General features: G+C 47.2%; 5 protein-coding genes. All 5 read left to right on the top strand.

From position 1 onward, the window contains the following. The coding region (locus tag KBW69_RS18935) for a hypothetical protein (protein ID WP_257281874.1) at positions 1 to 4,091 on the top strand (4,091 nt) is incomplete at its 5' end. A 334-nt stretch (positions 4,092 to 4,425) separates the two neighbouring features. Continuing rightward, positions 4,426 to 9,474 carry a hypothetical protein gene (locus tag KBW69_RS18930; RefSeq protein WP_257281873.1) on the top strand — a complete coding sequence of 1,683 codons (5,049 nt, stop codon included), beginning with the start codon at positions 4,426 to 4,428 and terminating at the stop codon, positions 9,472 to 9,474. Positions 9,475 to 9,808: 334 nt separating this feature from the next. Beyond that, the gene (locus tag KBW69_RS18925) at positions 9,809 to 14,725 is read left to right on the top strand and encodes a hypothetical protein (RefSeq protein ID WP_257281872.1); all 4,917 of its coding nucleotides are present in this window, start codon (positions 9,809 to 9,811) and stop codon (positions 14,723 to 14,725) included. Positions 14,726 to 14,921: 196 nt separating this feature from the next. Beyond that, positions 14,922 to 19,820 (top strand): hypothetical protein, encoded by a 4,899-nt coding sequence (locus KBW69_RS18920; RefSeq protein WP_257281871.1) that lies wholly within the window; start codon positions 14,922 to 14,924, stop codon positions 19,818 to 19,820. 196 nt (positions 19,821 to 20,016) lie between these two features. Then, entirely contained in the window at positions 20,017 to 25,320 is a 5,304-nt protein-coding gene (locus KBW69_RS18915; protein ID WP_257281870.1) for a hypothetical protein, read from the top strand. Positions 25,321 to 25,628 lie beyond the last annotated feature (308 nt).

Below are 25,628 nucleotides of genomic sequence, written 5' to 3'. Positions count from 1 at the left end.
TGGATTTATTGACTTCTTTCTCATCCATGAATAGTAACAAGGGTGTGCCCACACATAAGGAAGTGAACGCCATACTGGGCTGGCCAGAATGGAAAAACAAGGATGGCGAGTTCAATATGGAACTGTTTCGCTCTTTCTCGTCCATGAATAATGGCCAGGGTTTGCTCAAACATGAGGAAGTCAAACTGGTGCTGGGCTGGCCTGAATGGAACGACAAGGATGGCGAGTTCAGCATGGAGCTGTTCCGCACCTTCTCATCCATGAATAATGGCAAAGGCATGCTCAAACATGAGCAAGTAAAAGAGGTGCTTGGATGGCCAGAATGGAAGGACAAGGATGGCGAGTTCAGTATGGGGCTGTTCCGCTCCTTCTCATCCTTGAATAATGGCAAAGGCATACCCGAACATGAGAATGTGAAAGAAGTGCTGGGCTGGCCGGAATGGAAAGACAAGGTTGGCGAGTTCCGTTTGGAGCTGTTCCGATCCTTCTCGTCCATGAATAGTAGCAAAGGCATGCTCAAACATGAGCAAGTTAAAGAGGTACTGGGCTGGCCGGAATGGCAAGACAGGAATGGCGAGTTCATCACGGAGCTGTTCCACTCCTTCTCGTCTTCGAATAGTAGCAAAGGCATGCTCAAACATGAGCAAGTTAAAGAGGTACTAGGCTGGCCTGAATGGAACGACAAGGATGGCAAGTTCAGCATGGAGCTGTTCCGCACCTTCTCATCCATGAATAATGGCAAAGGCATGCTCAAACATGAGCAAGTGAAAGAGGTGCTGGGCTGGCCGGAATGGAAAGACAAGAATGGCAAGTTCAGTATGTGGCTGTTCCGCTGCTTCTCGTCTATGAACCATAGAAAAGGTCTGCTCAAACATGAGCAAGTGAAAGAGGTATTGGACTGGCCGGAATGGAAAGACAGGGATGGCGAGTTCAGTATGGAGCTGTTCCGCTCCTTCTCGTCCATGAATAATGGCCAGGGCAGGCTCAAACATGAGGAAGTGAATGAGATGATGAGCTGGACGGAATGGAAAGACAAGGATGGCGAGTTCAGTATGGAACTGTTCCGCTCCTTCTCGTCAATGAACCATGGCAAAGGCATGCTCAAACATGAACAAGTGGAAGAGGTGCTGGGCTGGCCGGAATGGAAAGACAAGTATGGCGAGTTCAGTATGGAACTGTTCCGCTCCTTCTCGTCAATGAACCATAGCAAAGGCATGCTCAAACATGAGCAAGTGGAAGAGGTGCTGGACTGGCCGGAATGGAAAGACAAGGGTGGCGAGTTCAATATGGAGCTGTTCCGTGCCTTCTCGTCCATGAATAGTGGCAAAGGCATGCTCAAACATAAAAAAGTCAAAGAAGTGCTGGGCTGGCCGGAATGGAAAGACAAGGACGGCGAGTTCAGTGTGGTGCTGTTTCGCGCCTTCTCGTCCATGAATAATAACAAAGGCTTGCTCAAACATCAGGAAATAAGAGAAGTGCTGGGCTGGCCAGAATGGAAAGACGAGAATGGCAAATTCAATATAGAGCTTTTTCGCGCCTTCTCGTCCATGAATAATGGCCTGGGTATGCTCAGGCATGAGGAAGTAAAAAATGTGCTGGGTTGGCCGGAATGGAGAGACAAGGATGATGAGTTCAATATGGAGCGGTTCCGAGCCTTCTCGTCCATGAATAATGGCCAAGGCATGCTCAAACGTCAGGAAGTGACAGAGGTACTGGGCTGGCCGGAATGGAAAGACAAGAATGATGAGTTCAGTATGGAGTGGTTCCGTTCCTTCTCGTCCATGAATCATGGCCGGGGCATACTAAAACATGAGGAAGTGAAAGAGGTGCTGGGCTGGCCAGAATGGAAAGACAAGGATGACGAGTTCAATATGCCGCTGTTCCGAGCCTTCGCGTCCATGAATCATTGCAGAGGCCTACTCAACCATGAGGAAGTGGTAGACGTGCTGGGCTGGCCGGAATGGAAAAACAAGGATGGTGAATTCAATATGGAGCTGTTCCGCGCTTTCTCGTCCATGAATACTCACAAAGGCATACCCAAACATGAGAAAGTGAAAGAGGTGCTGAACTGGCCGGAATGGAAGCACAAGAATGGCAAGCTCAATATGAAGTTGTTCCGTACTTTTTCGTCTATGAATCATCGCCATGGCTTGCCCAAACATGAGCCTGTGAAAAAAGTGCTGGGCTGGATAGGTGACTACGGGGCCTCCAATCATTGGCTACTGCAAATTATGACCAGGCTCTGGAAATCAGCAGGGCTTCCTGCGGTTGAAGTACTGCAACATCAGGAAAGGCAACTGAAAGAATCGCTGTTTACAGAATTTACCGGAGAGCATAGCAACCCGGGTAATAAAGGAGATGACGAATACAATAGTGATTCAGAGGATGAAGGGGATAACAAATACAATCGCCAGATAAAAACGGTCGCTCTATATCTTTCCACCCTTAAGCCAGACTGGTCATTAAACTGGACGGTTTTAAAACAATTCTGCCAATTCCATGAAAAGACTAAAACGGTTCAGATACTGGAATCATTGATAGGGCTTTTATCTTCTTCCGGAGGAAAAAGCGTCGAGCGCTACCTTCAGGCTAGTCAACTGGATCGGCATTTTTTGTGGCATCATTCAATGAGAGCCGTGCCTTTGAGTGTGTTAAATAAAGCCATGTTTCTGTTTTCTTCCGATGAAGACAGGGAGCGTTTTGTCTATTTTGCCAAGCGGCTGAAGTCATTGCCGGATAAAGGACTATGGGAACAGTACTCAGCCTATTTACAACCATTGTCAGAGGTGCTGAGACTCGACTACATGAAAAGGCTCTACCTGGAAATCCTGCAACCCTTAACAAAGGATGATCAGCTGCGTTTTCTGGATGCCAGCCATGCCCGGGCTGTATTCGAGCTGTTTCCCTCGTTGAGCGCCCTGCAAAAACTCAGCAAAGAGCGTTCCTCCCAATGGTTAAAACGGCTGCTTGAAGCCTGCCTCCAACTAAAAACCCATGACATCACCAAAGAAGGCATCCAGATACTGTTTGAAGCACTGCTCAAAACCCATGGCCTTCTGCCCTGGGATCACGATATCCCTGGTCACTTTCTGTCCGGGATGCGAACGACCAACAACAATGTTGAGATACCTGTCTCTGGACTTATTCCATCAGGAGAAGAGCTGGCCCTGAGTTATATCGCTGTGCTGATGCAGAACCTCAACGGGATGTCTTTTACTGTTAAAGGGCAGCGGCTTGAGGTTGAGGTGCTGGCTGACGGTGTTCAGATCTATCGCTATCCCATGCCACGGCTGAAAATACAGGATGAAACAATAGAAATCAGCAACTGGTCAGAAGAACAGTTCAGGATTTTTTTGAAAATCACAGGGGTGTCTGAACAGTATTATTTGACAGCAGATCAATGGCAAAAGCACTTAAACCCGGATGACCCGGTCTACATCCAAAGACGCGAAGCCAGACTGGCCGCAAACAAAGCGCTGAAGGCTAAAGGTGCGGTTGAAGCAGTCCCCTTCAACCCTTTACCTGTTCATGTTCTGGCTAACCTGATCAAAAGAGGAATGGCCATCAAACCCGTCGCCTGGAGGTCCCTTGACCATCATAAAGAGAGACTGCCTGAATCCTTGCTTGGCAAACTGAAAGAAAGAATGGAAACATCAGGCACAGAATGCCCCGATGAGATTAAAGAATCACTGTCCCAATATCTTGAAAACCTTCAATCCAGGGAAGCTGAAGCCTCTGAGCCGGTCAGTGAATCGGAACCACAAAACGTTAACCCGCCAGACGACAAACAAGAAAAACAGGCGTTTGGCAGTTTATGGTTAAAGCTCGACCAGACAGAAGTTTTTGGCACCGAAATACTGACATTACTGGACGAATATTGGGATGAAATGGAGCTTATGCATATAGTGACCGTTCTTAAAAAAGCCAAAATCAATATCTCTGACCACATACTGGAAAGATGGATACAACGGGCATTCAGCGAAATAAAGCGGTTAAAAAGACGAGACCCTTTATTATTAGAGATTGATCCTGATGTTTATCAGAGCTGTCAGGAATTAGAGTTACTTGATGGGTGTGGGAGTATTTTCTAAAAAGACCTGTGTCGTCTGCTTAAGATTTCTGTCAGACGGACCCAATCCTTTACAAAACAAGCTGCTCACCAACTCCGTTTATGGCGCACAAGCCAGTGCGATGCTATACAGTCTCGTGCAAACGTCAATCAATGCGCCTGAGTCTATGGGACGCCCACAAAAAAACAACACTATCTGCCCGATAGTCCGATCGCTGCTTCTGTTAGTGACAATAATGTTCCGGGAGTCCCTGCCTGCAGTGGAATTAGTCGGCTTAAGCCCGCTACCAGCGCATTTCTTGTATGACAACAGGTTGGCTGGACCTGAACTGCCCGGCCCCCTTCAGGTTGGGTTTATGCAACTCGCCCTCCATTTGCTTCAGCTGCTGCCAAATAACAGTCCTCCCGCGTCTCTCCAATTGCCTCCCCTGCCCGTTTGGCCAATGAAACAAACACGCCGCACTGAACTGATGGTTATGTCTCCCGAAGCCTCAGAGCACCCTTCCACTGCGCTGTTCACCACGAGCGCTGCCGGGGGAGATGATGGTGATAAGCCACCTGACAAAAACAACTGGAATCCTGATCCGGAGCCCGAGCCGGATCTCTCCCTTGTTCTTGCCCCTGTTCAAAAATGCCTGCAACAAAAAAGGCAACTGCTTCGAATGTTACGAATCAAACGACTATGGGCTACTGCGACGGGTCAAACCACTCTGGCCCGGATATTGTCAGACCGGATCATGGTGATTGAAGCAGATCTTCTTGATCTGGAAACGTCAGATCCGGCAACGATGCATCCGGGATTGATTCAGACATGGCTGGCAGAGAATGGTCAGGAACTCAGTGTTTACCGTGAGATCGCTGCTGGCAAATATTCTGGCCGACAGTCGGCTACCAAGAAAAAGAATCCATCCTCCCGAACGACCAAAGCATCATCGACCGCAACAACGAGTCAGACCGGCCAGATGAGCGGATCTGCTGCCCGTAAACAGGGAGCCGATTCGACAAACGACAGCAGTCGTGAAGATGAAGACCCGCTGGAACCTTCAGCTGAACAGGATACCGGAAGTTCTGCTGTCACTTGTTTCAAGTGCAACAAGGCACTGAATACACAGGAATTAAGGCGAATAACCAATGAGGCAACTGCCTCCGTGATTTTATGCAGCAAGTGCCTTTCGGACAATCAGAGTAAAAAAAGAGCAAAACGAATCCGGAAAGAAACAAAGCCGGATTCATCAGAACCGGCCCAGAAAAAAAAGAAGGGCCCGGGTAGAAAGAGAAATAATACTGAAGCAGCTGCTACTGCGCCATCGGCCAAAAAAAAGAAACCGGCAGACACTCAGATCCCCGGTGACCCATTGGAAAAAGTAAAAGAAAATATCGAATACGAATTAAGTCAGGAAGAGCTGGAAAAAGTACAAACCCTGATGGAGGTATTCAAGAAAAAAAACATCACAGTCAAGTCTACTTTTTATAAACTCCTCGGCTTTCTAGAGAGAAGTTCATTTAATAGCTTCTTCGATAATGCCACCGCTTTTTTTGGGCACCTTTCTGAAAACTTCAAAAATACAGGCATGCTGACCAGCATGTTAAACAATAGAAAAAAACATATCCGGAGTTTCACAGAACGTAGCCTGAGTGAACTCGAATATTTAGCACGTTTGGATGTATTGAATTCCTTCTCGTCCATGAATAATGGTAAAGGCGTGCCCACACATAAGGAAGTGAAAGCAATACTGGGCTGGCCAGAATGGAAAGCCAGGGATGGCGAGTTTAATACGAAGTTGTTCCGATCCTTCTCGTCCATGAATAGCAGCAAAGGCATGCTCAAACATGAGCAAGTGAAAGAGGTGCTAGGCTGGCCGGAATGGAAAGACAAGGATGGCGAGTTCAGTATGGAGCTGTTCCGCTCCTTCTCATCCATGAACACGTGTAGAGGCATACTCAAACATCAGCAAGTGAAAGAGGTGCTTGCCTGGCCGGAATGGAAGGACAAGAATGACGAGTTCAATATGGAGCTGTTACGCTCCTTCTCATCTATGAGTCATGGCAAAGGCATGCTCAAACATGAGGAAGTAAGAGAGGTGCTGGGCTGGTCACAATGGAAAGACAAGAGTGGCGAGTTCAATATGGAGCTGTTCCGCTCCTTCTCATCCATGAACAATGGTAAAGGCTTGCTCAAACAAAAGGATGTGATAGAGGTGCTGGGCTGGCCGGAATGGAAAGACAAGAGTGGCGAGTTCAATATGGAGCTGTTCCGCTCCTTCTCATCCATGAACAATGGTAAAGGCGTGCTCAAACAAATGGATGTGAAAGAGGTGCTGGGCTGGCCGGAATGGAAAGACAAGGATGACGAGTTTAGTATGGAGCTGTTCCGTTCCTTCTCATCCATGAACAGCGGTAAAGGCATGCTCAAACAAAAGGATGTGAAAGAGGTGCTGGGCTGGCTGGAATGGAAAGACAAGGATGGCGAGTTCAGTATGGAGCTGTTCCGCTCCTTCTCGTCTATGAATCATGGCAAAGGCATGCTCAAACTTGAGGAAGTGAAAGAGGTACTCGCCTGGCCACAATGGAAAGACAAGGATGGCCAGTTCAGTATGGAGCTGTTCCGCTCCTTCTCGTCTATAAATCATTGCAAAGGCATCCCCGGACATGAGCAAGTGAAAGAGGTACTCGCCTGTCCGCAATGGAAAGACAAGGATGGCGAGTTCAGTATGGAGCTGTTCCGCTCCTTCTCATCCATGAATAGTGGCAAAGGCATGCTCAAACAAAAGGAAGTGAAAGAAGTACTCGCCTGGCCAGAATGGAAAGACAAGGATGGCGAGTTCAATATGGAGCTGTTCCGCTCCTTCTCATCCATGAACATGGGCAAAGGCATGCTCAAACATGTGGAAGTGAGAGAGGTGCTGGGCTGGCTCGAATGGAAAGACAACTATGGCGAGTTCAATATGGAGCTGTTCCGCTCCTTCTCGTCTATGAATAATGGCAAAGGCATGCTCAAACATGAGCAAGTGAGCGAGGTTCTGGGCTGGCCGGAATGGAAGGACAAGGATGGCAAGTTTAGTATGGAGCTGTTCCGCTCCCTCTCGTCTATGAATAATGGCAAAGGCATGCTCAAACATGAGGAAGTGAGCGAGGTTCTGGGCTGGCCGGAATGGAAAGACAAGTATGGCGAGTTCAATATGGAGCTGTTCCGCTCCTTCTCGTCTATGAATAATGGCGAAGGCATTCTCAAACATGAGGAAGTTAGAGAGGTGCTAGGCTGGCCGGAATGGAAAGACAAGGATGGCGAGTTCAATATGGAGCTGTTCCGCTCCTTCTCGTCTATGAATCATGGCAAAAGCATGCTCAAACATGATCAAGTGAGAGAGGTGCTGGGCTGGCCAGAATGGAAAGACAAGAATGGTGAGTTCAATATAAAGTTGTTCCGCGCCTTCTCGTCCATGAATCATTTCCAGGGCTTGCCCAAACATAAGCCCGTGAAAAAGGTGCTGGGCTGGTTAGGTCAACGGGGAGCAACCAATCATTGGCTACTGAAAATTATGACCAGGCTCTGGGCATCAGCAGGGCTACCCGCTATTGAGGTGCTGCAACATCAGGAAACACAACTGAAACAGTTACTGCTTGCGGAACTTACTGGAGAACACAGCAACCCGGATCATGAAGCAGATGACGAATGCAATAGCGATTCAGAGGATGAAGAGGATGACGACAAATGCAATCGCCAGATAAAAACGGTCGCCCTTTATCTTTCCACCCCTAAGCCAGACTGGTCACTAACATGGACGGTTTTAAAACAATTCTGCCAATTCCATGAAAAGACTAAAACGGTTCTGATGCTGGAATCATTGATAGGACTTTTATCTTCTTCTGGAAGCAAAAGCGTCGCGCGCTACCTTCAGGCTAATCAACTGGATCGGCATTTTTTGTGGCGTCATTCAGTTAAAGCCGTGCCTTTGCGGGTGTTAAATAAAGCAATGTTCCTCTGTTCTTCCGATGAAGACAGGGAGCGTTTTGTCTATTTTGCCAGGCAGCTGAAGTCATTGCCGGATAAACGACTATGGAAGCAGTACTCAGCACTGTTACAACCCTTGTCGGGGGTGCTGAAACTCGACTATATGCAAAGACTCTACCTGGGAATCCTGCAACCGTTAACAAAGGATGATCAGCTGCGTTTTCTCGATGCCGGCCATGCCCGGGCTGTATTCGACCTGTTTCCTTCTTTGAGCGCCCTGCAAAAACTCAGCCAAGGGCATTCCTCCCAATGGTTAAAACGGCTGCTTGAAGCCTGCCTTCAACTAAAAACGGATGACATCAGCAAAGAAGGCATCCAGATACTGTTTGAAGCGTTGCTCAAAACCCATAGCCTTCTGCCCTGGGATAACGATATCCCCGAACACTTTCTGTCCGGGATGCGCACAACTGATAACAACAACGTTGAAATACCTGTCTCTGAACTCATTCCATCAGGAGAACAGCTGGCTCTGAGTTATATCGCTGTGCTGATGCAGAACCTCAACGAGATGTCTTATACTGTCAAAGGGCATTGGCTTGAGGTTGAGGCAATGGGTGACGGTGTTCAGATCTATCGTTATCCGATGCCACAGCTGAAAGTACAGGATGAAACAATAGAAATCAGCAACTGGTCAGAGGAACAGTTCAGGTTTTTTTTGAAAATCACTGACATGCCTGAACACTATTATTTGACAGCAGAGGATTGGCAAAAACGTTTAAACCCGGGTGACCCGGTATACATCCAAAGACACGAAGCCAGACTAGCCGAAAACAAAACTCTGAAGGCTAAAGGTGCGGTTGAAGCAGCCCCCTTTAATCCTTTACCTGTTCATGTTCTGGCTACTCTGATCAAAAGAGGAGTGGCCATCAAACCCGTCGCCTGGAGATCCCTTGACCATCATAAAGAGAGACTGCCTGAATCCTTGCTTGGCAAACTGAAAGAAAGAATGGAAACACCAGGCACAGAATGCCCCGATGAGATTAAAGAATCACTGTCCCAATATCTGGAAAACGTTCAATTCAGGGAAACTGTAGCCTCTGAGCCGGTCAGTGAACCGGAACCACAACACTTTAACCCGCAAGACGACAAACGAGAAAAACAGCCGTTTGGCAGTTTATGGTCAAAGCTCAACCAGGCAGAAGTTTTTAGCACCGAAATACTGACATTACTGGACGAGTATAAGGATGAAATGGAGCTTATGCACATAGTAACCGTCCTTGAAAAAGCCAAAATCAATATCTCTGACCACATACTGGAAGGATGGATACAACGGGCATTCAGCGAAATAAAACGGTTAAAAAAGCGAGACCCTTTATTATTAGAGATTGATTCTGATGTTTATCAGAGCTGTCAGGAATTAGAGTTACTTGATGGGTGTGGGAGTATTTTCTAAAAAGACCTTTGTCGTCTGATTAAGATTTCTGTCAGACGGACCCAATCCTTTACAAAACAAGCTGTTCACCAACTCCGTTTATGGCGCACAAGCCAGTGCGATGCTATACAGTCTCGTGCAAACGTCAATCAATGTGCCTGAGTCTATGGGACGCCCACAAAAAAACAACACTATCTGCCCGATAGTCCGATCGCTACTTCTGTTAGTGACAATAATGTTCCGGGAGTCCCTGCCTGCAGTGGAATTAGTCGGCTCAAGCCCGCTACCAGCGCATTTCTTGTATGACGACAGGTTGGCTGGACCTGAACTGCCCGGCACCCTTCAGGTTGGGTTTATGCAACTCGGCCTCCATTTGCTTCAGCCGCTGCCAAATAACAGTCCTCTAGCGTCTCTCCAATTGCCTCCACTACCCGTTTGGCCAATGAAGCAAACACGCCGCATTGACCTGATGGTTATGTCCCCCGAAGCCTCAAAACACCCTTCCACTGAGCTGATCGCTATGGGCACTGCCGGGGAAGATGATGGCGATAAACCACCTGACGGGAACAACTGGAATCCTGATCCCGAGCCTGACCTCTCCCCTGTTCTTGCCCCCATTCAAAAATGCCTGCAACAAAAAAGGCAACTGCTTCGAATGTTACGAATCAAACGACTATGGGCTACTGTGACGGGTCAAACCACTCTGGCCCGGATATTGTCAGACCGGATCATGGTGATTGAAGCAGATCTTCTTGATCTGGAAACGTCAGACCCTGCTACGATTCAACCGGGGCTAATTCAGACATGGCTGGCAGAGAATGATCAGGAACTCAGTGTTTACCGTGAGATCGCTGCTGGCAACTATTCTGGCCGACAGGCAGGTACCGGGGAAAACAATCCATCCTCACGAACGACCAAAGCAGCAACGACCGTAAAAACTGGTCAGACCGGCCAGATGAGTGGATCTGCTGCCCGTAACCAGGGAACTGGTTCGACAGGCGGCAGTGGTCGTGGAGATGATGACCCACCGAAACCCTCAGCTGAGCAGGATGCCAGAAATCCGATGGTAACTTGTTCAAAATGTGACAAGGCACTGAATCGACAGGAATTAAGACGTTTAGCCAACGAAGCAACAGCCTCAGCGTTTTTATGCAACAAGTGCCTTTCGGACAATCAGGGTAAAAAAAGAGCAAAACGAATCCGCGAAGAAACAGAGTCGGATTCATCAGAACCGGCTCAGAAAAAAAAGAGGAGCCCGGGTAGAAAAAGAAATAATTCAACCGCAGCGGCTGCACCACCGGCCAAAAAAAAGAAACCGGCAGACAATCAGATTACCGATGACCCATTGGAAAAAGTAAAAGCAAATATAAAGTACGAACTCAATCAGGAAGAGCTGGAAAAAGCGCAAACCCTGATAGAGATATGCAAGAAAAAAAATATCACTGTAAAGCCGACTTTTTATAAGCTACTTGGTTTCGTAGAGAGAAAGTCTTTTAATAGCTTCTTCGATAATGCCGCCACTTTTTTTGGGCACCTTTCTGAAAACTTCAAAAACACAGGCATGCTGACCGGCATGCTAAATAATACAAAAAAACATATCCGTAGTTTTGCCGAACGTAGCCAGAGTGAACTCGAATATTTAGCGAGTTTGGATGTATTGACTTCTTTCTCATCCATGAATTGTAACAAGGGTGTGCCCACACATAAGGAAGTGAACGCCATACTGGGCTGGCCAGAATGGAAAAACAACGATGACGAGTTCAATATGGAACTGTTTCGCTCTTTCTCGTCCATGAATAATGGCCAGGGTTTGCTCAAACATGAGGAAGTCAAAAAGTTGCTGGACTGGCCAGAATGGAAAGACAGGCACGGCAAGTTCAGTATGGAGTTGTTACGCACCTTCTCGTCCATGAATCATGGTAGAGGAATGCTGAAACATGGGGAAGTGAAAGCAGTGTTGAGTTGGCCGGAATGGAAAGACAAGAACGGCGGGTTCAGTATGGAATTGTTCCGCGCTTTCTCGTCCATGAATAGCGGCAAAGGCATGCTTGAACATGACGAACTGAAAAAGGTGCTGAGCTGGCCGGAATGGAAAGACAAGAATGGCGAGTTCAATATAGAGCTGTTCCGCGCTTTCTCATCCATGAATGTTGGCAAAGGCATGCTCAAAAAAAAGGAAGTGGAAGAGGTGTTGAGCTGGCCGGAATGGAAAGACCACAATAGCGAGTTCAATAGCGAGCTTTTTCGCGCCTTCTCGTCCATGAATCATTGCAGAGGCCGGCTCAACCATGAGGAAGTGGTAGAAGTGCTTGGCTGGCCTGAATGGAAAGACAAAAATGGCGAGTTCAGTATGGAGCGGTTCCGTTCCTTCTCGTCCATGAATCATGGCCAGGGCATACTCAAACATGAGGAAGTGAAAGAGGTGCTGAACTGGCCAGAATGGAAAGACAAGAATCGCGAGTTCAATATGCTACTGTTCCGAGCCTTCTCGTCCATGAATAATGGCCAAGGCATCCTCAAACGTGAGGAAGTGAGAGAGGTGCTGAGCTGGCCGGAATGGAAAGACAAGGACGGCGAGTTCAGTGTGGTGCTGTTTCGCGCCTTCTCGTCCATGAATAATAATAAAGGCATGCTCAAACATCAGGAAATGAGAGAAGTGCTGGGCTGGCCGGAATGGAAAGACGAGAATGGCAAATTCAATACAGAGCTTTTTCGCGCCTTCTCGTCCATGAATAATGGCCTGGGTGTGCTCAGGCATGAGGAAGTAAAAAATGTGCTGGGTTGGCCGGAATGGAGAGACAAGGATGATGAGTTCAATATGGAGCGGTTCCGAGCCTTCTCGTCCATGAATAATGGCCAAGGCATGCTCAAACGTCAGGAAGTGAGAGAGGTACTGGGCTGGCCGGAATGGAAAGACAAGAATGATGAGTTCAGTATGGAGTGGTTCCGTTCCTTCTCGTCCATGAATCATGGCCGGGGCATACTAAAACATGAGGAAGTGAAAGAGGTACTGGACTGGCCAGAATGGAAAGACAAGGATGACGAGTTCAATATGCCGCTGTTCCGAGCCTTCGCGTCCATGAATCATTGCAGAGGCCTACTCAACCATGAGGAAGTGGTAGACGTGCTGGGCTGGCCGGAATGGAAAAACAAGGATGGTGAATTCAATATGGAGCTGTTCCGCGCTTTCTCGTCCATGAATACTCACAAAGGCATACCCAAACATGAGAAAGTGAAAGAGGTGCTGAACTGGCCGGAATGGAAGCACAAGAATGGCAAGCTCAATATGAAGTTGTTCCGTACTTTTTCGTCTATGAATCATCGCCATGGCTTGCCCAAACATGAGCCTGTGAAAAAAGTGCTGGGCTGGATAGGTGACTACGGGGCCCCCAATCATTGGCTACTGCAAATTATGACCAGGCTCTGGGCGTCGAAAGGGCTACCAGCTATTGAGGTGCTGCAAGATCAGGAAACACAACTGAAACAGTTACTGTTTACAAAATTTACTGGAGAACATATCAACCCGGATAATGAAGGAGATGACGAATACAATAGCGACTCAGAGGATGATGAAGAAAAATGCAATCGCCAGATAAAAACAGTCACCCTTTATCTTTCCACCCTTAAGCCAGACTGGTCATTAAACTGGACGGTTTTAAAACAATTCTGCCAATTCCATAAAAAGACTAAAACGGCTCCGATGCTGGAATCATTGACGGGGCTTTTATCTTCTTCCGGAGGGAAAAGCGTCGAGCGCTACCTTCAGGCTAATCAACGGGATCGGCATTTTTTGTGGCGTCATTCAATGAAAGCCGTGCCATTGCGCGTGTTAAATAAAGCCATGTTTCTGTGTGCTTCCGATGAAGACAGGGAGCGTTTTGTCTATTTTTTCAAGCGGCTGAAGTCATTGCCAGATAAAAGACAGTGGGAGCAGTACTCAGCCCGGTTTCAACAATTGTCCGGGGTGCTGAAACTCAACTATATGCAAAGGCTCTACCTGGAAATCCTGCAACCCTTAACAAAGGATGATCAGCTGCGTTTTCTGGATGCCAGCCATGCCCGGGCTGTATTCGAGCTGTTTCCCTCGTTGAGTGCCCTGCAAAAACTCAGCAAAGAGCACTCCTCCCAATGGTTAAAACGGCTGCTTGAAGCCTGCCTCCAGCTAAAAACCCATGACATCACCAAAGAAGGCATCCAGATACTGTTTGAAGCGTTGCTCAAAACCCATAGCCTTCTGCCCTGGGATCAGGATATCCCCGATCACTTTCTGTCCGGGATGCGCACAACTGACAACAACAACGTTGAAATACCTGTCTCTGAACTCATTCCATCAGGAGAACAGCTGGCCCTGAGTTATATCGCTGTGCTGATGCAGAACCTCAATGAGATGTCTTTTACTGTCAAAGGGCATTGGCTTGAGGTTGAGGCGGTGGGTGACGGTGTTCAGATCTATCGCTATCCGATGCCACAGCTGAAAATACAGAATGAAACAATAGAAATCAGCAACTGGTCAGAGGAGCAGTTCAGGATTTTTTTGAAAATCACTGATATATCTGAACACTATTATTTAACAGCAGATGATTGGCAAAGGCGCTCAAGACCGGATTACCCGGTATACATCCAAAGATACGAAGCCAGACAGGCGGGAACCAGAGACCCCATGGAAAAAGGTGCTGTTGAAGCAACCCCCTTCAAACCTTTACCCATTTATGTTCTGGCTAACATCATCAAAAATGGAATGGCCGTCAAACCAATCGTCTGGAAATCGCTTGAACATCATAAGGAGAGGCTGCCTGAATCTTTATTTTTCAGAATAAGAAATAGAATGGAAACATCAGGTACAGAATGCCCGGATGAGATTAAAGAATCACTGTCCCAATACCTGGATAACGTTCAATCCAGGGGGGCAGACGTCTTTGAGTCGATGAGTGAACCGGAACCACAAAACATTAACCCGCCAGACGACAAACGAGAAAAACAGGCGTTTGGCAGTTTATGGTTAAAGCTCAACCAGACAGAAGCTTTTGGCACCGAAATACTGAACTTACTGGACGAGTATGGAGATGAAATGAAGCTTATGCACATCGTTACCGCCCTTAAAAAAGCCAAAACCGATATCGATAACCGCATACTGGAAGAATGGAGGCAACGGGCATGCAGTAAAATAGAGCGGTTAAAAAAGCGAGACCCTTTATTATCAGACATTGCTGATGATGTTTACCAGAGCTGTCAGGAATTAGAGTTACTTGATGGGTGTGAGGGTATTCTCTAAAAAGACCTTTGTCGTCTGGTGGAAGCTTAGTAAAACAAACTTTTCGCCAATTCCATTCATGGTAAGCTCGCCAGTTCGGTGCTATACAGTCTTACGCAAACATCAATTAATGAGCCTTAGCCTTATGTCAGATGACGTACGAATTTGGCCCAATAGCGAATCGATTCACAGACGCTGATTTTTTAAGTCTGGATCTATGAGACGCTCACAACATAACAACATTTTCTACTCACTAGTCCGATCACTGCTTCTGCTAGTGACAGTAATGTTCGGGAAGTCGCTGCCTGCAATGGGACTCGTCGGCTCAAACCCGCTGCCAACTCATTTCTTGTATGCCGGTAAGTTAGCTGAACCTGAACTGCCCAATCCTTTTCGAGGGCGTCACAAAATGCTGGCTCCCATGCTCTCAGGCCCTGAGGGTCCCAGCCGTGGGAACGAGTTGTTGCCCCTGCCCTTTTGGCCAATGAAGCCAACCCGCCACATTAGCCTGTTGGCTATATCCCCAGAAGATCCGGAGCCCCAGCCTGACCTTAACCTTAATCTTGTTTTTGCCCCTGTTCAAAAATGCCTGCAACAAAAAAGGCAGCTGCTTCGAATGTTACGAATCAAACGACTATGGGCTATTACGACAAGCCAAACAACGCTGGCCCGGATTTTATCAGACCGGATCATGGTGATTGAAGCGGATCTTCTGAATATGGAAAGATCAGACCCTTTCACGATGCATCCGGGCTTGGTTCAGACATGGCTGGCAGAGAATGGTCAGGAACTCAGTGTTTACCTTGAGATCGCTGCTGGTAAATATTCTGGTCGGCAGGCGGCCACCAGGAAAAAGAATCCATCCTCCCGAACGACCAAAGCATCAACGCCCGCAACAACAGGTCAGACCGGCCAGAAGAGCGGATCTACTGCCCGCAACCAGCGAACCGGATCAACAAGCGGCAGTGGTCGTGGAGATGATGACCCTCTGAAACCCTCAGCTGAGCAGGATGCCAGAAACCCGATGATAACTTGTTCAAAATGTAACAAGGCACTGAATCGACAGGAATTAGGACGTTTAGCCAATGAAGCAACAGCTTCAGCGTTTTTATGCAACAATTGCCTTTCGGGCACTCACAGTAAAAAAAGAGCAAAACGAATACGGGAAGAAACAGAGTCGGATTCATCAGAACCTGACCAGAAAAAAAAGAAGGGCGCGGCTAGAAAGAGAAAAATTTCAAAAGCAGCGGCTGCACCACCAGCCAATAAAAAGAAACTGGCAGATACTCAAATTTTCGATGATCCATTGGAAACAGTAAAAGCAAATATCCATTACGAATTAAGTCAGGAAGAGCTGGAAAAAGCGCAAACCCTGATGGAGGTATTCAAGAAAAAAAACATCACTGTCAAGGACACTTTTTATAAACTGCTTGGTTTCGTAGAGAGAAAGTCTTTTAATGGCTTCTTCGATAATACCGCCGCTTTTTTTGGCCACCTTTCTGAAAACTTCAAAAATACCGGCATGCTGACCAGCATGCTAAATAATAGAAAAAAACATATCCGTAGTTTTGCAGAACGTAGCCAGAATGAGCTTGAATATTTAGCGAGTTTGGATGTATTGACTTCCTTCTCGTCCATGAACAAAAACCAAGGTGTGCCCACAAATAAGGAAGTGAAAGAAGTACTGGGCTGGCCTGAATGGAACGACAAGGAAGGCGAATTCAATATCGAACTGTTCCGCTCTTTCTCGTCCATGAATAATAGCCATGGCATACCCAAACATGAGGAAGTCAAAGTGGTGCTGGGCTGGCCTGAATGGTACAACAAGGATGGCGAGTTCAGTATAGAGCTGTTCCGCACCTTCTCATCCATGAATAATGGCAAAGGCATGCTCAAACATGAGCAAGTAAAAGAGGTGCTTGGATGGCCAGAATGGAAGGACAAGGATGGCGAGTTCAGTATGGGGCTGTTCCGCTCCTTCTCATCCATGAATAATGGCAAAGGCATGCCTGAACATGAGGATGTGAAAGAGGTGCTGGGCTGGCCGGAATGGAAAGACAAGGATGGCGAGTTCCATATAGAGCTGTTCCGATCCTTCTCGTCCATGAATAGTAGCAAAGGCATGCTCAAACATGAGCAAGTTAAAGAGGTACTGGGCTGGCCGGAATGGCAAGACAGGAATGGCGAGTTCAGTACGGAGCTGTTCCGCTCTTTCTCGTCTTCGAATAGTAGCAAAGGCATGCTCAAACATGAGCAAGTTAAAGAGGTACTGAGCTGGCCTGAATGGAACGACAAGGATGGCAAGTTCAGCATGGAGCTGTTCCGCACCTTCTCATCCATGAATAATGGTAAAGGCATGCTCAAACATGAGCAAGTGAAAGAGGTGCTGGGCTGGCCGGAATGGAAAGACAAGAATGGCAAGTTCAGTATGTGGCTGTTCCGCTGCTTCACGTCTATGAACCATAACAAAGGTATGCTCAAACATGAGCAAGTGAAAGAGGTATTGGGCTGGCCGGAATGGAAAGACAGGGATGGCGAGTTCAGTACGGATCTGTTCCGCTCCTTCTCGTCTATGAATCATAGCAAAGGCATGCCCAAACATGAGGAAGTGAAAGAGGTGCTGGGCTGGCCGGAATGGAAAGACAAGGATGACGAGTTCAATATGGAGCTGTTCCGCGCCTTCTCGTCCATGAATCATACCAAGAGCATACTCAAACATGAGAAAGTGAAAGAGGTGCTGGGCTGGCCGAAATGGAAACACAAGGATGGCGAGTTCAGTATGGAGCTGTTCCGCTCATTCTCATCTATGTACTCCAATAGAGGCATTCCCGAACATATGGAAGTGAAAAGGATGCTGGACTGGCCGGAATGGAAAGACAAGGGTGGCAAGTTCAATATGGAGCTGTTCCGTGCCTTCTCGTCCATGAATCATTGCAAAGGCGTGCCCAAACATGAGGAAGTCAAAGTGGTGCTGGGCTGGCCGGAATGGAAGGGCAAGGATGGCGAGTTCAATATGGAGCTGTTCCGCGCCTTCTCGTCCTTGAATCATTCCAAAGGCATGCTCAAACATGAGAACGTGAAAGAGGTGCTGAACTGGCCGGAATGGAAACACAAGAATGACGAGTTCAATATAAAGTTGTTCCGCGCTTTCTCGTCCATGAATAATGGCCAGGGTCTGCCCAAATATGAGCCTGTGAAAAAAGTGCTGGGCTGGATAAGTTACCGGGGTACACCCAATCATTGGCTACTGCAAATTATGACCAGGCTCTGGGCGTCGACAGGGCTACCAGCTATTGAGGTGCTGCAAGATCAGGAAACACAAGTGAAACATTTACTGTTTACAAAATTTACTGGAGAACATATCAACCCGGGTAATGAAGGAGATGACGAATACAATAGCGACTCAGAGGATGATGAAGAAAAATGCAATCGCCAGATAAAAACAGTCATCCTTTATCTTTCCACCCCTAAGCCAGACTGGTCGCTGACATGGACGGTTTTAAAACAATTCTGCCAATTCCATGAAAAGTCTAAAACAGTTCCGATGCTGGAATCATTGATGGGGCTTTTATCTTCTTCCGGAGGGAAAAGCGTCGAGCGCTACCTTCAGGCTAATCAACGGGATCGGCATTTTTTGTGGCGCCATTCAATGAAAGCCGTGCCTTTGCGTGTGTTAAATAGAGCCATGTTTCTGTGTTCTTCCGATGAAGAAAGGGAGCGTTTTGTCTACTTTGTCAAGCGGCTGAAGTCATTGCCGGATAAAAGACGATGGGAGCAATACTCAGCACTGTTACAACCCTTGTCGGGGTTGCTGAGACTCGACTATATGCAAAGGCTCTACCTGGAAATCCTGCAACCCTTAACAAAGGATGATCAGCTGCGTTTTCTGGATGCCAGCCACGCCCGGGCTGTATTCGAGCTGTTTCCCTCGTTGAGCGCCCTGCAAAAACTCAGCGAAGAGCACTCCTCCCAATATTTAAAACGGCTGCTTGAAGCCTGCCTTCAACTAAAAACCCACGACATTACCAAAGAAGGCATCCAGATACTGTTTGAAGCGCTGCTCAGAACCCATAGCCTTCTGCCCTGGGATCACGATATCCACGATCACTTTCTGTCCGGGATGCAAACAACCGACAACAACCATGTTGAGATACCTGTCTCCGGACTTATCCAATCAGGAGAGCAGTTGGCCCTGAGTTATATTACTGTGGTCATGCAGAACATTAATCAGATGTCTTTTACTGTCAAAGGGCATTGGCTTGAGGTTGAGGCACTGGATGACGGAGTTCAGATCTACCGTTTTCCAATGCCACAATTGAAAATACAAGATGAAAAAATAGCAATCAGCAACTGGTCAGAAGAGCAGTTCAGAACTTTTTTGAAAATCACTGATATGCCTGAACACTATTATTTGACAGAAGATGATTGGCAAAAGCGTTTGAAACCGGATCACCTGTTATACATCCAAAGACACGAAGCCAGATTAGTCGCAAACAGAGAGCACAGGGCAAAGGGTGCAATTGAAGCAGCCACCTTCAATCCTTTACCTGTTTATGTTCTGGCTGCCCTGATCAAAAGAGGAATGGCCATCAAACCTGCCGCCTGGAAATCCCTTGCCCATCACAAAGAGAGGCTGCCTGAATCTCTGCTTGGCAAACTGAAAGAAAGAATGGAAACATCAGTTACAGAATGCCCCGATGAGGTTAAAGAATCACTGTCCCAATACCTGGATAGCGTTCAATCCGGTGCAGCTGAAGCCTGTGAGCCAATCAGCGAACCGGAACCGCAGAGCGTTAATCCAACGGACGACAAAAGCGAAAAACAGGCGTTTGGCAATTTATGGTTAAAGCTCAACCAGACAGAAGTTTTTGGCACCGAAATACTGACGTTACTGGACGAGTATAAGGATGAAATGGAGCTTATGCATATAGTGACCGTCCTTAAAAAAGCCAAAATCAATATCTCTGACCACATACTTGAAGGGTGGATACAACGGGCATTCAGCGAAATAAAGCGGTTAAAAATGCGAGACCCTTTATTATCAGAGGTTGACCCTGATGTTTATGAGAGTTGTCAGGAATTAGATTTACTTGATGGGAGTGGGAGTACTTTCTAAAAAGACCTGTGTCGTCTTATGGAAGCTTCTAAAAACAAGCTTTTCACTAATTCCCTTCATGGTAAGCTCGCCATTTCGATGCTATACAGTCTGACGCAAACATCATTGAATAGACCTGAGCCTTATGTCAGATGACGTACGAATTTAGCCCAATAGCGAATGGATTCACAGACGCTGATTTTTTAAGTCTGGATCTATGAGACGTTCACAAAAAAACCAAATTTTCTACTCAGTAGTCCGATCACTGCTTCTGCTAGTGACGATAGTGTTTGGGGAGCCTCTGCCTGCAGTGGGGCTAATAGGCTCAAACTCACTGCCAGCCCATTTCTTGTATTCCGGTAAGTTAGCCGAACCTGAACCACCCAACCCTCTTCGAGGGCATCACAAAACTCTGTTCACCACTTGGGCTGCCGGGAGAGATGATGGCGATAAGCCACCCCACGGAAACAGCTGGAATCCTGACCTGGAGCCCAAGCCTGACCTCTCTCTTGTTCTTGTCCCTGTTCAAAAATACCTGCAACAAAAAAGGCAACTGCTTCGAATGCTACAAATCAAACGACTATGGGCTATTACGACAGACCAAACAACGCTGGCCCGGATATTGTCAGACCGGATCATGGTGATTGAAGCAGATCTTCTTGATCTGGAAAGGTCAGATTCTGCCGCAATTCAACCGGCTCTGATTCAGACATGGCTGGCAGAGAATGGTCAGGAACTCAGTGTTTACCGTGGGATCGTTTCTGCCAAATATTCTGGTCGGCAGGTAGGTACTGAGAAAAAGAATCCATCCTCCCGAACGGCCAAAGCATCAACGATTGCGACAACAGGTCAGACCGGCCAGATGAGCCAATCTGCTGCCCGTAACCAGGAAACTGGCTTAACAAACGTCAGTGGTCGTGGAGATGATGACCCTCTGGAGCCTTCAGCTGAGCAGGATACCGGAAGTTCGGTTGTTACTTGTTCCAAGTGTAACAGGGCACTGAATACACAGGAATTAAGGCGAATAACCAATGAAGCAGCTGCCTCAGCGATTTTATGCAACAAGTGCCTATCGGGTACTCACGGTAAAAAAAGAGCAAAACGAATCCGGGAAGAAACAGAGCAGGATTTATCAGAACCTGTTCAGAAAAAAAAGAAGGGCCCGGGTAGAAAGAGAAAAAATTCAATAGCAGCAGCTGCACCACCGGCCAAAAAAAAGAAACCGGCAGACACTCAAATCACCACTGACCCATTGGAAAAAGTAAAAGAAAACATCAAATACGAATTAAACAAGGAAGAGCTGGAAAAAGTAAAAACCCTGATGGAGGTATTCAAGAAAAAAAACATTACCGTGAAGCACACTTTTTATAAACTTCTTGGTTTCTTAGAGAGAAAGTCTTTTAATGGTTTCTTCGATAATGCCGCCGCTTTTTTTGGGCACCTTCCTGAAAACTTCAACAATACAGGCATGCTGACCGGTATGCTAGGTAATCTAAAAAAACATATCCGTAGTTTTGCAGAACATAGTCAAAGTGAACTCGAATATTTAGCAAGTTTAGATGTATTGACTTCTTTCTCGTCCATGAATAGTAGCAAAGGTCTGCCCACACATAAGGAAGTAAAAGCAATACTGGGCTGGCCGGAATGGAAAGACAAGGATGGCGAGTTCAGTATGGAGCTGTTCCGCTCCTTCTCGTCTATGAACCATTGCAAAGGCATGCTCAAACATGAGCAAGTGAAAGAAGTGCTAGGCTGGCCGGAATGGAAAGACAAGGATGGCGCGTTCAATATGAAGCTGTTCCGCGCCTTCTCGTCCATGAAACGTAGTAATGGCATGCTCAAACACGAGGAAGTGAAAGAGGTGCTGGGCTGGCCGGAATGGAAAAACAAGGATGGCGCGTTCAATATGGAACTGTTCCGCACCTTCTCATCCATGAATCACGACAAAGACATACTCAACCATGAGGAAGTGAAAGAAGTGCTGGGCTGGCCGGAATGGAAGAACAAGGGTGGCGAGTTCAACATGGAACTATTCCGCGCTTTTTCATCCATGAATAGTAGTAAAGGCATGCTCAAACATAAGGACGTGAAAGAGATACTGGGCTGGCCGGAATGGAAAGACAAGAATGGCGAGTTCAATATGGAGCTATTCCGCTCCTTCTCGTCCATGAATAATTGCAGGGGCATGCTCGAACATGAAAAAGTGAAAGAGGTGCTGAACTGGCCGGAATGGAAAGACAAGAATGACGAGTTCAGTATGGAACTGCTCCGGGCTTTCTCGTCCATGTACAACAAAAAAGGCACACCCAAACATCAGGAAGTGAAAGAGGTGCTGAGCTGGCCGGAATGGAAAGATAAGAATAACGAGTTTAGAAATGGGCTGTTCCGCGTTTTCTCGTCCATGAATCACAGCAAAGGCCTGTTCAAACATGAGGAAGTGAAAGAGGTGCTGAGCTGGCCGGAATGGCAAGACAAGGATGCCGGGTTCAGTATGGAGCTGCTCCGAGCCTTCTCATCCATGAATCATGGCAAAGGCATGCCCAAACATGAGCAAGTGAAAGAGGTGCTGGGCTGGCTGGAATGGCAAGACAAGGATGCCGGGTTCAGTATGGAGCTGTTCCGCGCCTTTTCGTCCATGAATAATGGCCAAGGCATGCTCAATAATAAGGAAGTTAAAGAGGTGCTGGACTGGCCGGAATGGAAGGACAAAAATGGCGAGTTCAATATGGAGCTTTTCCGCGCCATTTCGTCGATGAATCATAGCAAAGGCATGCTCAAGCATGAGCAGGTGAAAGAGGTGCTGGGCTGGCCGGAATGGAAAGACAAGGATGGCGACTTCAGTATGGCGCTGTTCCGCTCCTTTTCGTCTATGAACCATTCCAAAGGCATGCTCAAACGTGAGCCAGTGAAAGAGGTCTTGGGCTGGCCGGAATGGAAAGACAAGGATGGCGAGTTCAGCATGGAGCTGTTCCGCTCCTTCTCATCCATGAATAATGGCAAAGGCATGCCCAAACATAAGGAAGTGAAAGAAATGCCGGGCTGGCCGGAATGGAAAGACAAGGATGGCGAGTTCATTATGGAGTTGTTCCGCTCCTTCTCGTCTATTAATCATGGCAAAGGCGTGCCCAAACATGAGCAAGTGAAAGAGGTGCTGAGCTGGCCAGAATGGAAAGACAGGGATGGTGTGTTCAGTATAAAACTGTTCCGCGCTTTCTCATCGATGAACAGCTGTAAAGGCATGCCAAAACATGAGGAAGTAAAAGAGGTGCTGGACTGGCCTGAATGGAATGACAAGGATGGCAAGTTCAACATTGAGCTGCTCCGCGCCTTCTCGTCCATGAATTGCAACAGGGGCATGCTTAAACATGAGGAAGTGAAAGAGGTACTGGATTGGCCGGAATGGAAAGACAAGAATGGCAGGTTCAATATTGAGCTCTTCCGCTCCTTCTCCTCCATCAATAATGGCCACGGCATACTCAAACATGATGATGTAAAAGAGGTGCTGGACTGGCCTGAATGGAAAGAGATGGATGGCGAGTTCAATATGGAACTGTTCCACGCCTTCTCGTCCATGAATCATGGCAAAAGCGTTCCCAGCCATGAGCGATTGAAAAAAATGATGGTCTGGACAAGTTGCGGGGGTGCGCTCAATCATCGACTCCTGCAAACTATGACCAGGCTCTGGACAGCAGAAGGGCTACCTGACATCGAAGCGCTGCAACATCAGGAAACACAACTAAAACAGTGGCTGTTAACAGAACTTACTGAAGATAAAAGTGATTCAGATAGTAAAGAGGACGACGAATACAATAGCGATTCAGAGAATGAAGAGAATGATAATTCCAATCGCCAGATAAAAACGGTTGCTCTTTATCTTTCCACCCTTAAGCCAGACTGGTTATTAAACTGGGCGATTTTAAAACAGTTTCATCAATTCCATGAAAATACCAAAGCTTTTCTGATGCTGGAATCATTGATAAGGCTTCTTTCTTCTTATGGAGGGAAAGGCGTCGAACGTTTCCTTCACGCCAGTGGACAAGACCGGGATTTTTTGTGGCATCATTCGACTAAAGCCGTGCCTTTGCACGTGTTAAATAAGGCAATGGTTCTGTTTTCTGCCAATGAATACAGATCGCGTTTTGTCTATTTCGCCAAGCGGCTGAAGTCATTGCCGGACAAAAGCCTGTGGGAACAGTACTCAGCCCAGTTGCAACTATTGTCGGGGGTGCTGAAACACGACTATATGAAAAGGCTCTACTGGGAAATCCTGAAAAACTTAACAAAGGATGATCAGCTGCGTTTTCTGGATGCCAGCCGTGCCCGGGCTGTATTCGACCTGTTTCCCTCGTTGGGCGCCCTGCATAAACTCAGCAAAGAGCATTCTTCCCAATGGTTAAAACGGCTGCTTGAAGCCTGCCTTCGGCTAAAAAACCATGACATCACCAAAGAAGGCATCCAGCTAATCTTTGAGGCGCTACTGGAAACCCATAGCCTTCTGCCCTGGGATCAAGATATCCCCAACCACTTTCTTTCCGGGATGCGAACGACCGGCAACAACACCGTTGAGGTACCCGTCTCCGGACTTATCCCATCAGGAGAACAGCTCGCCCTGAGTTATATCGCTGTGTTGATGCGGAACCTCAACGAGATGTCTTTTACCGTTAAAGGTCAGTGGCTTGAGGTTGAGGTGCCGGATGACGGTGTTCAGATCTATCGCTATCCCGTGCCACAGCTGAAAATACAGGATGAAACAATGGCAATCAGCAACTGGTCAGAGGAGCAGTTCAGGATTTTTTTGAAAATCACAGGAGTATCTGAACACTATTATCTGACAGCAGATCAATGGCAAAAGCACTTAAACCCGGATGACCCGGTCTACATCCAAAGACGCGAAGCCAGACTAGCCGCAAACAAAGCGCTGAAGGCTAAATTTGCGGTTGACGCAGCCCCTTTCAACCCTATACCTGTTCATGTTCTGGCTACCCTGATCAAAAGAGGAATGGCCATCAAACCCGTCGCCTGGAAATCCCTTGACCATCATAAGCAGAGACTGCCTGAGTCTCTGCTTAACAAACTGAGAGAGAGAGTCGAAACATCAGGTACAGAATGCCCCGATGAGATCAAAGAATCACTGTGCCAATATCTGGATAACGTTCAACTCAGGAGAACTGAAGCCTGCGAGCCGGCGCCACAGAGCAGCAATCCTCCAGACGACAAACAAGAAAAACAGGCGTTTGGCAGTTTATGGTTGAAGCTCGACCAGACAGAAGTTTTTGGTACCGAAATACTGAACTTACTGGAAGATTATGGCGATAAAATGGAGCTTATGCACACAGTGACCGTCCTTAAAAAAGCCAAAATTGATATCGATAACCGCATGCTGGAAGGATGGAGGCAACGAGCATGCAGTCAAATAGAGCGGTTAAAAAAACGAGACCCTTTATTATTAGATGTTACTGATGATGTTTATCAGCATTGTCAGGAATTAGAGTTACTTGATGGGTGCGGGAGTATTTTCTAATTCCGTTCATGGCAGACTGGCCAGTGCAGTGCTATACGTCCCGTTGCAAATAACAAAGGTCAATCGATGGTCCTGTGTCTATGGGACGCCCTGAAAAAAACAAAACTGCCTGCTTGGTGGTCCGATCACTGCTGCTGTTAGTGACCATAACGTTTGGGGGGTCGCCGCCTGCATTGGAATTAGTTGGCCCTAGCCCGCTATCAGCCCATTTCTTATATACCAATAAGTTGGTCGTACCTGAACCACCCTACGCTCTTCCGGTTGGGTTTGTGACATTTGCACTCAGTTTTCTGGAGCTGCAGCCAAAT

This window comes from Endozoicomonas sp. ISHI1, assembly GCF_024606225.1.
Lineage (GTDB): Bacteria > Pseudomonadota > Gammaproteobacteria > Pseudomonadales > Endozoicomonadaceae > Endozoicomonas_A.
This window is presented reverse-complemented; position numbering and strand designations above follow the sequence as displayed.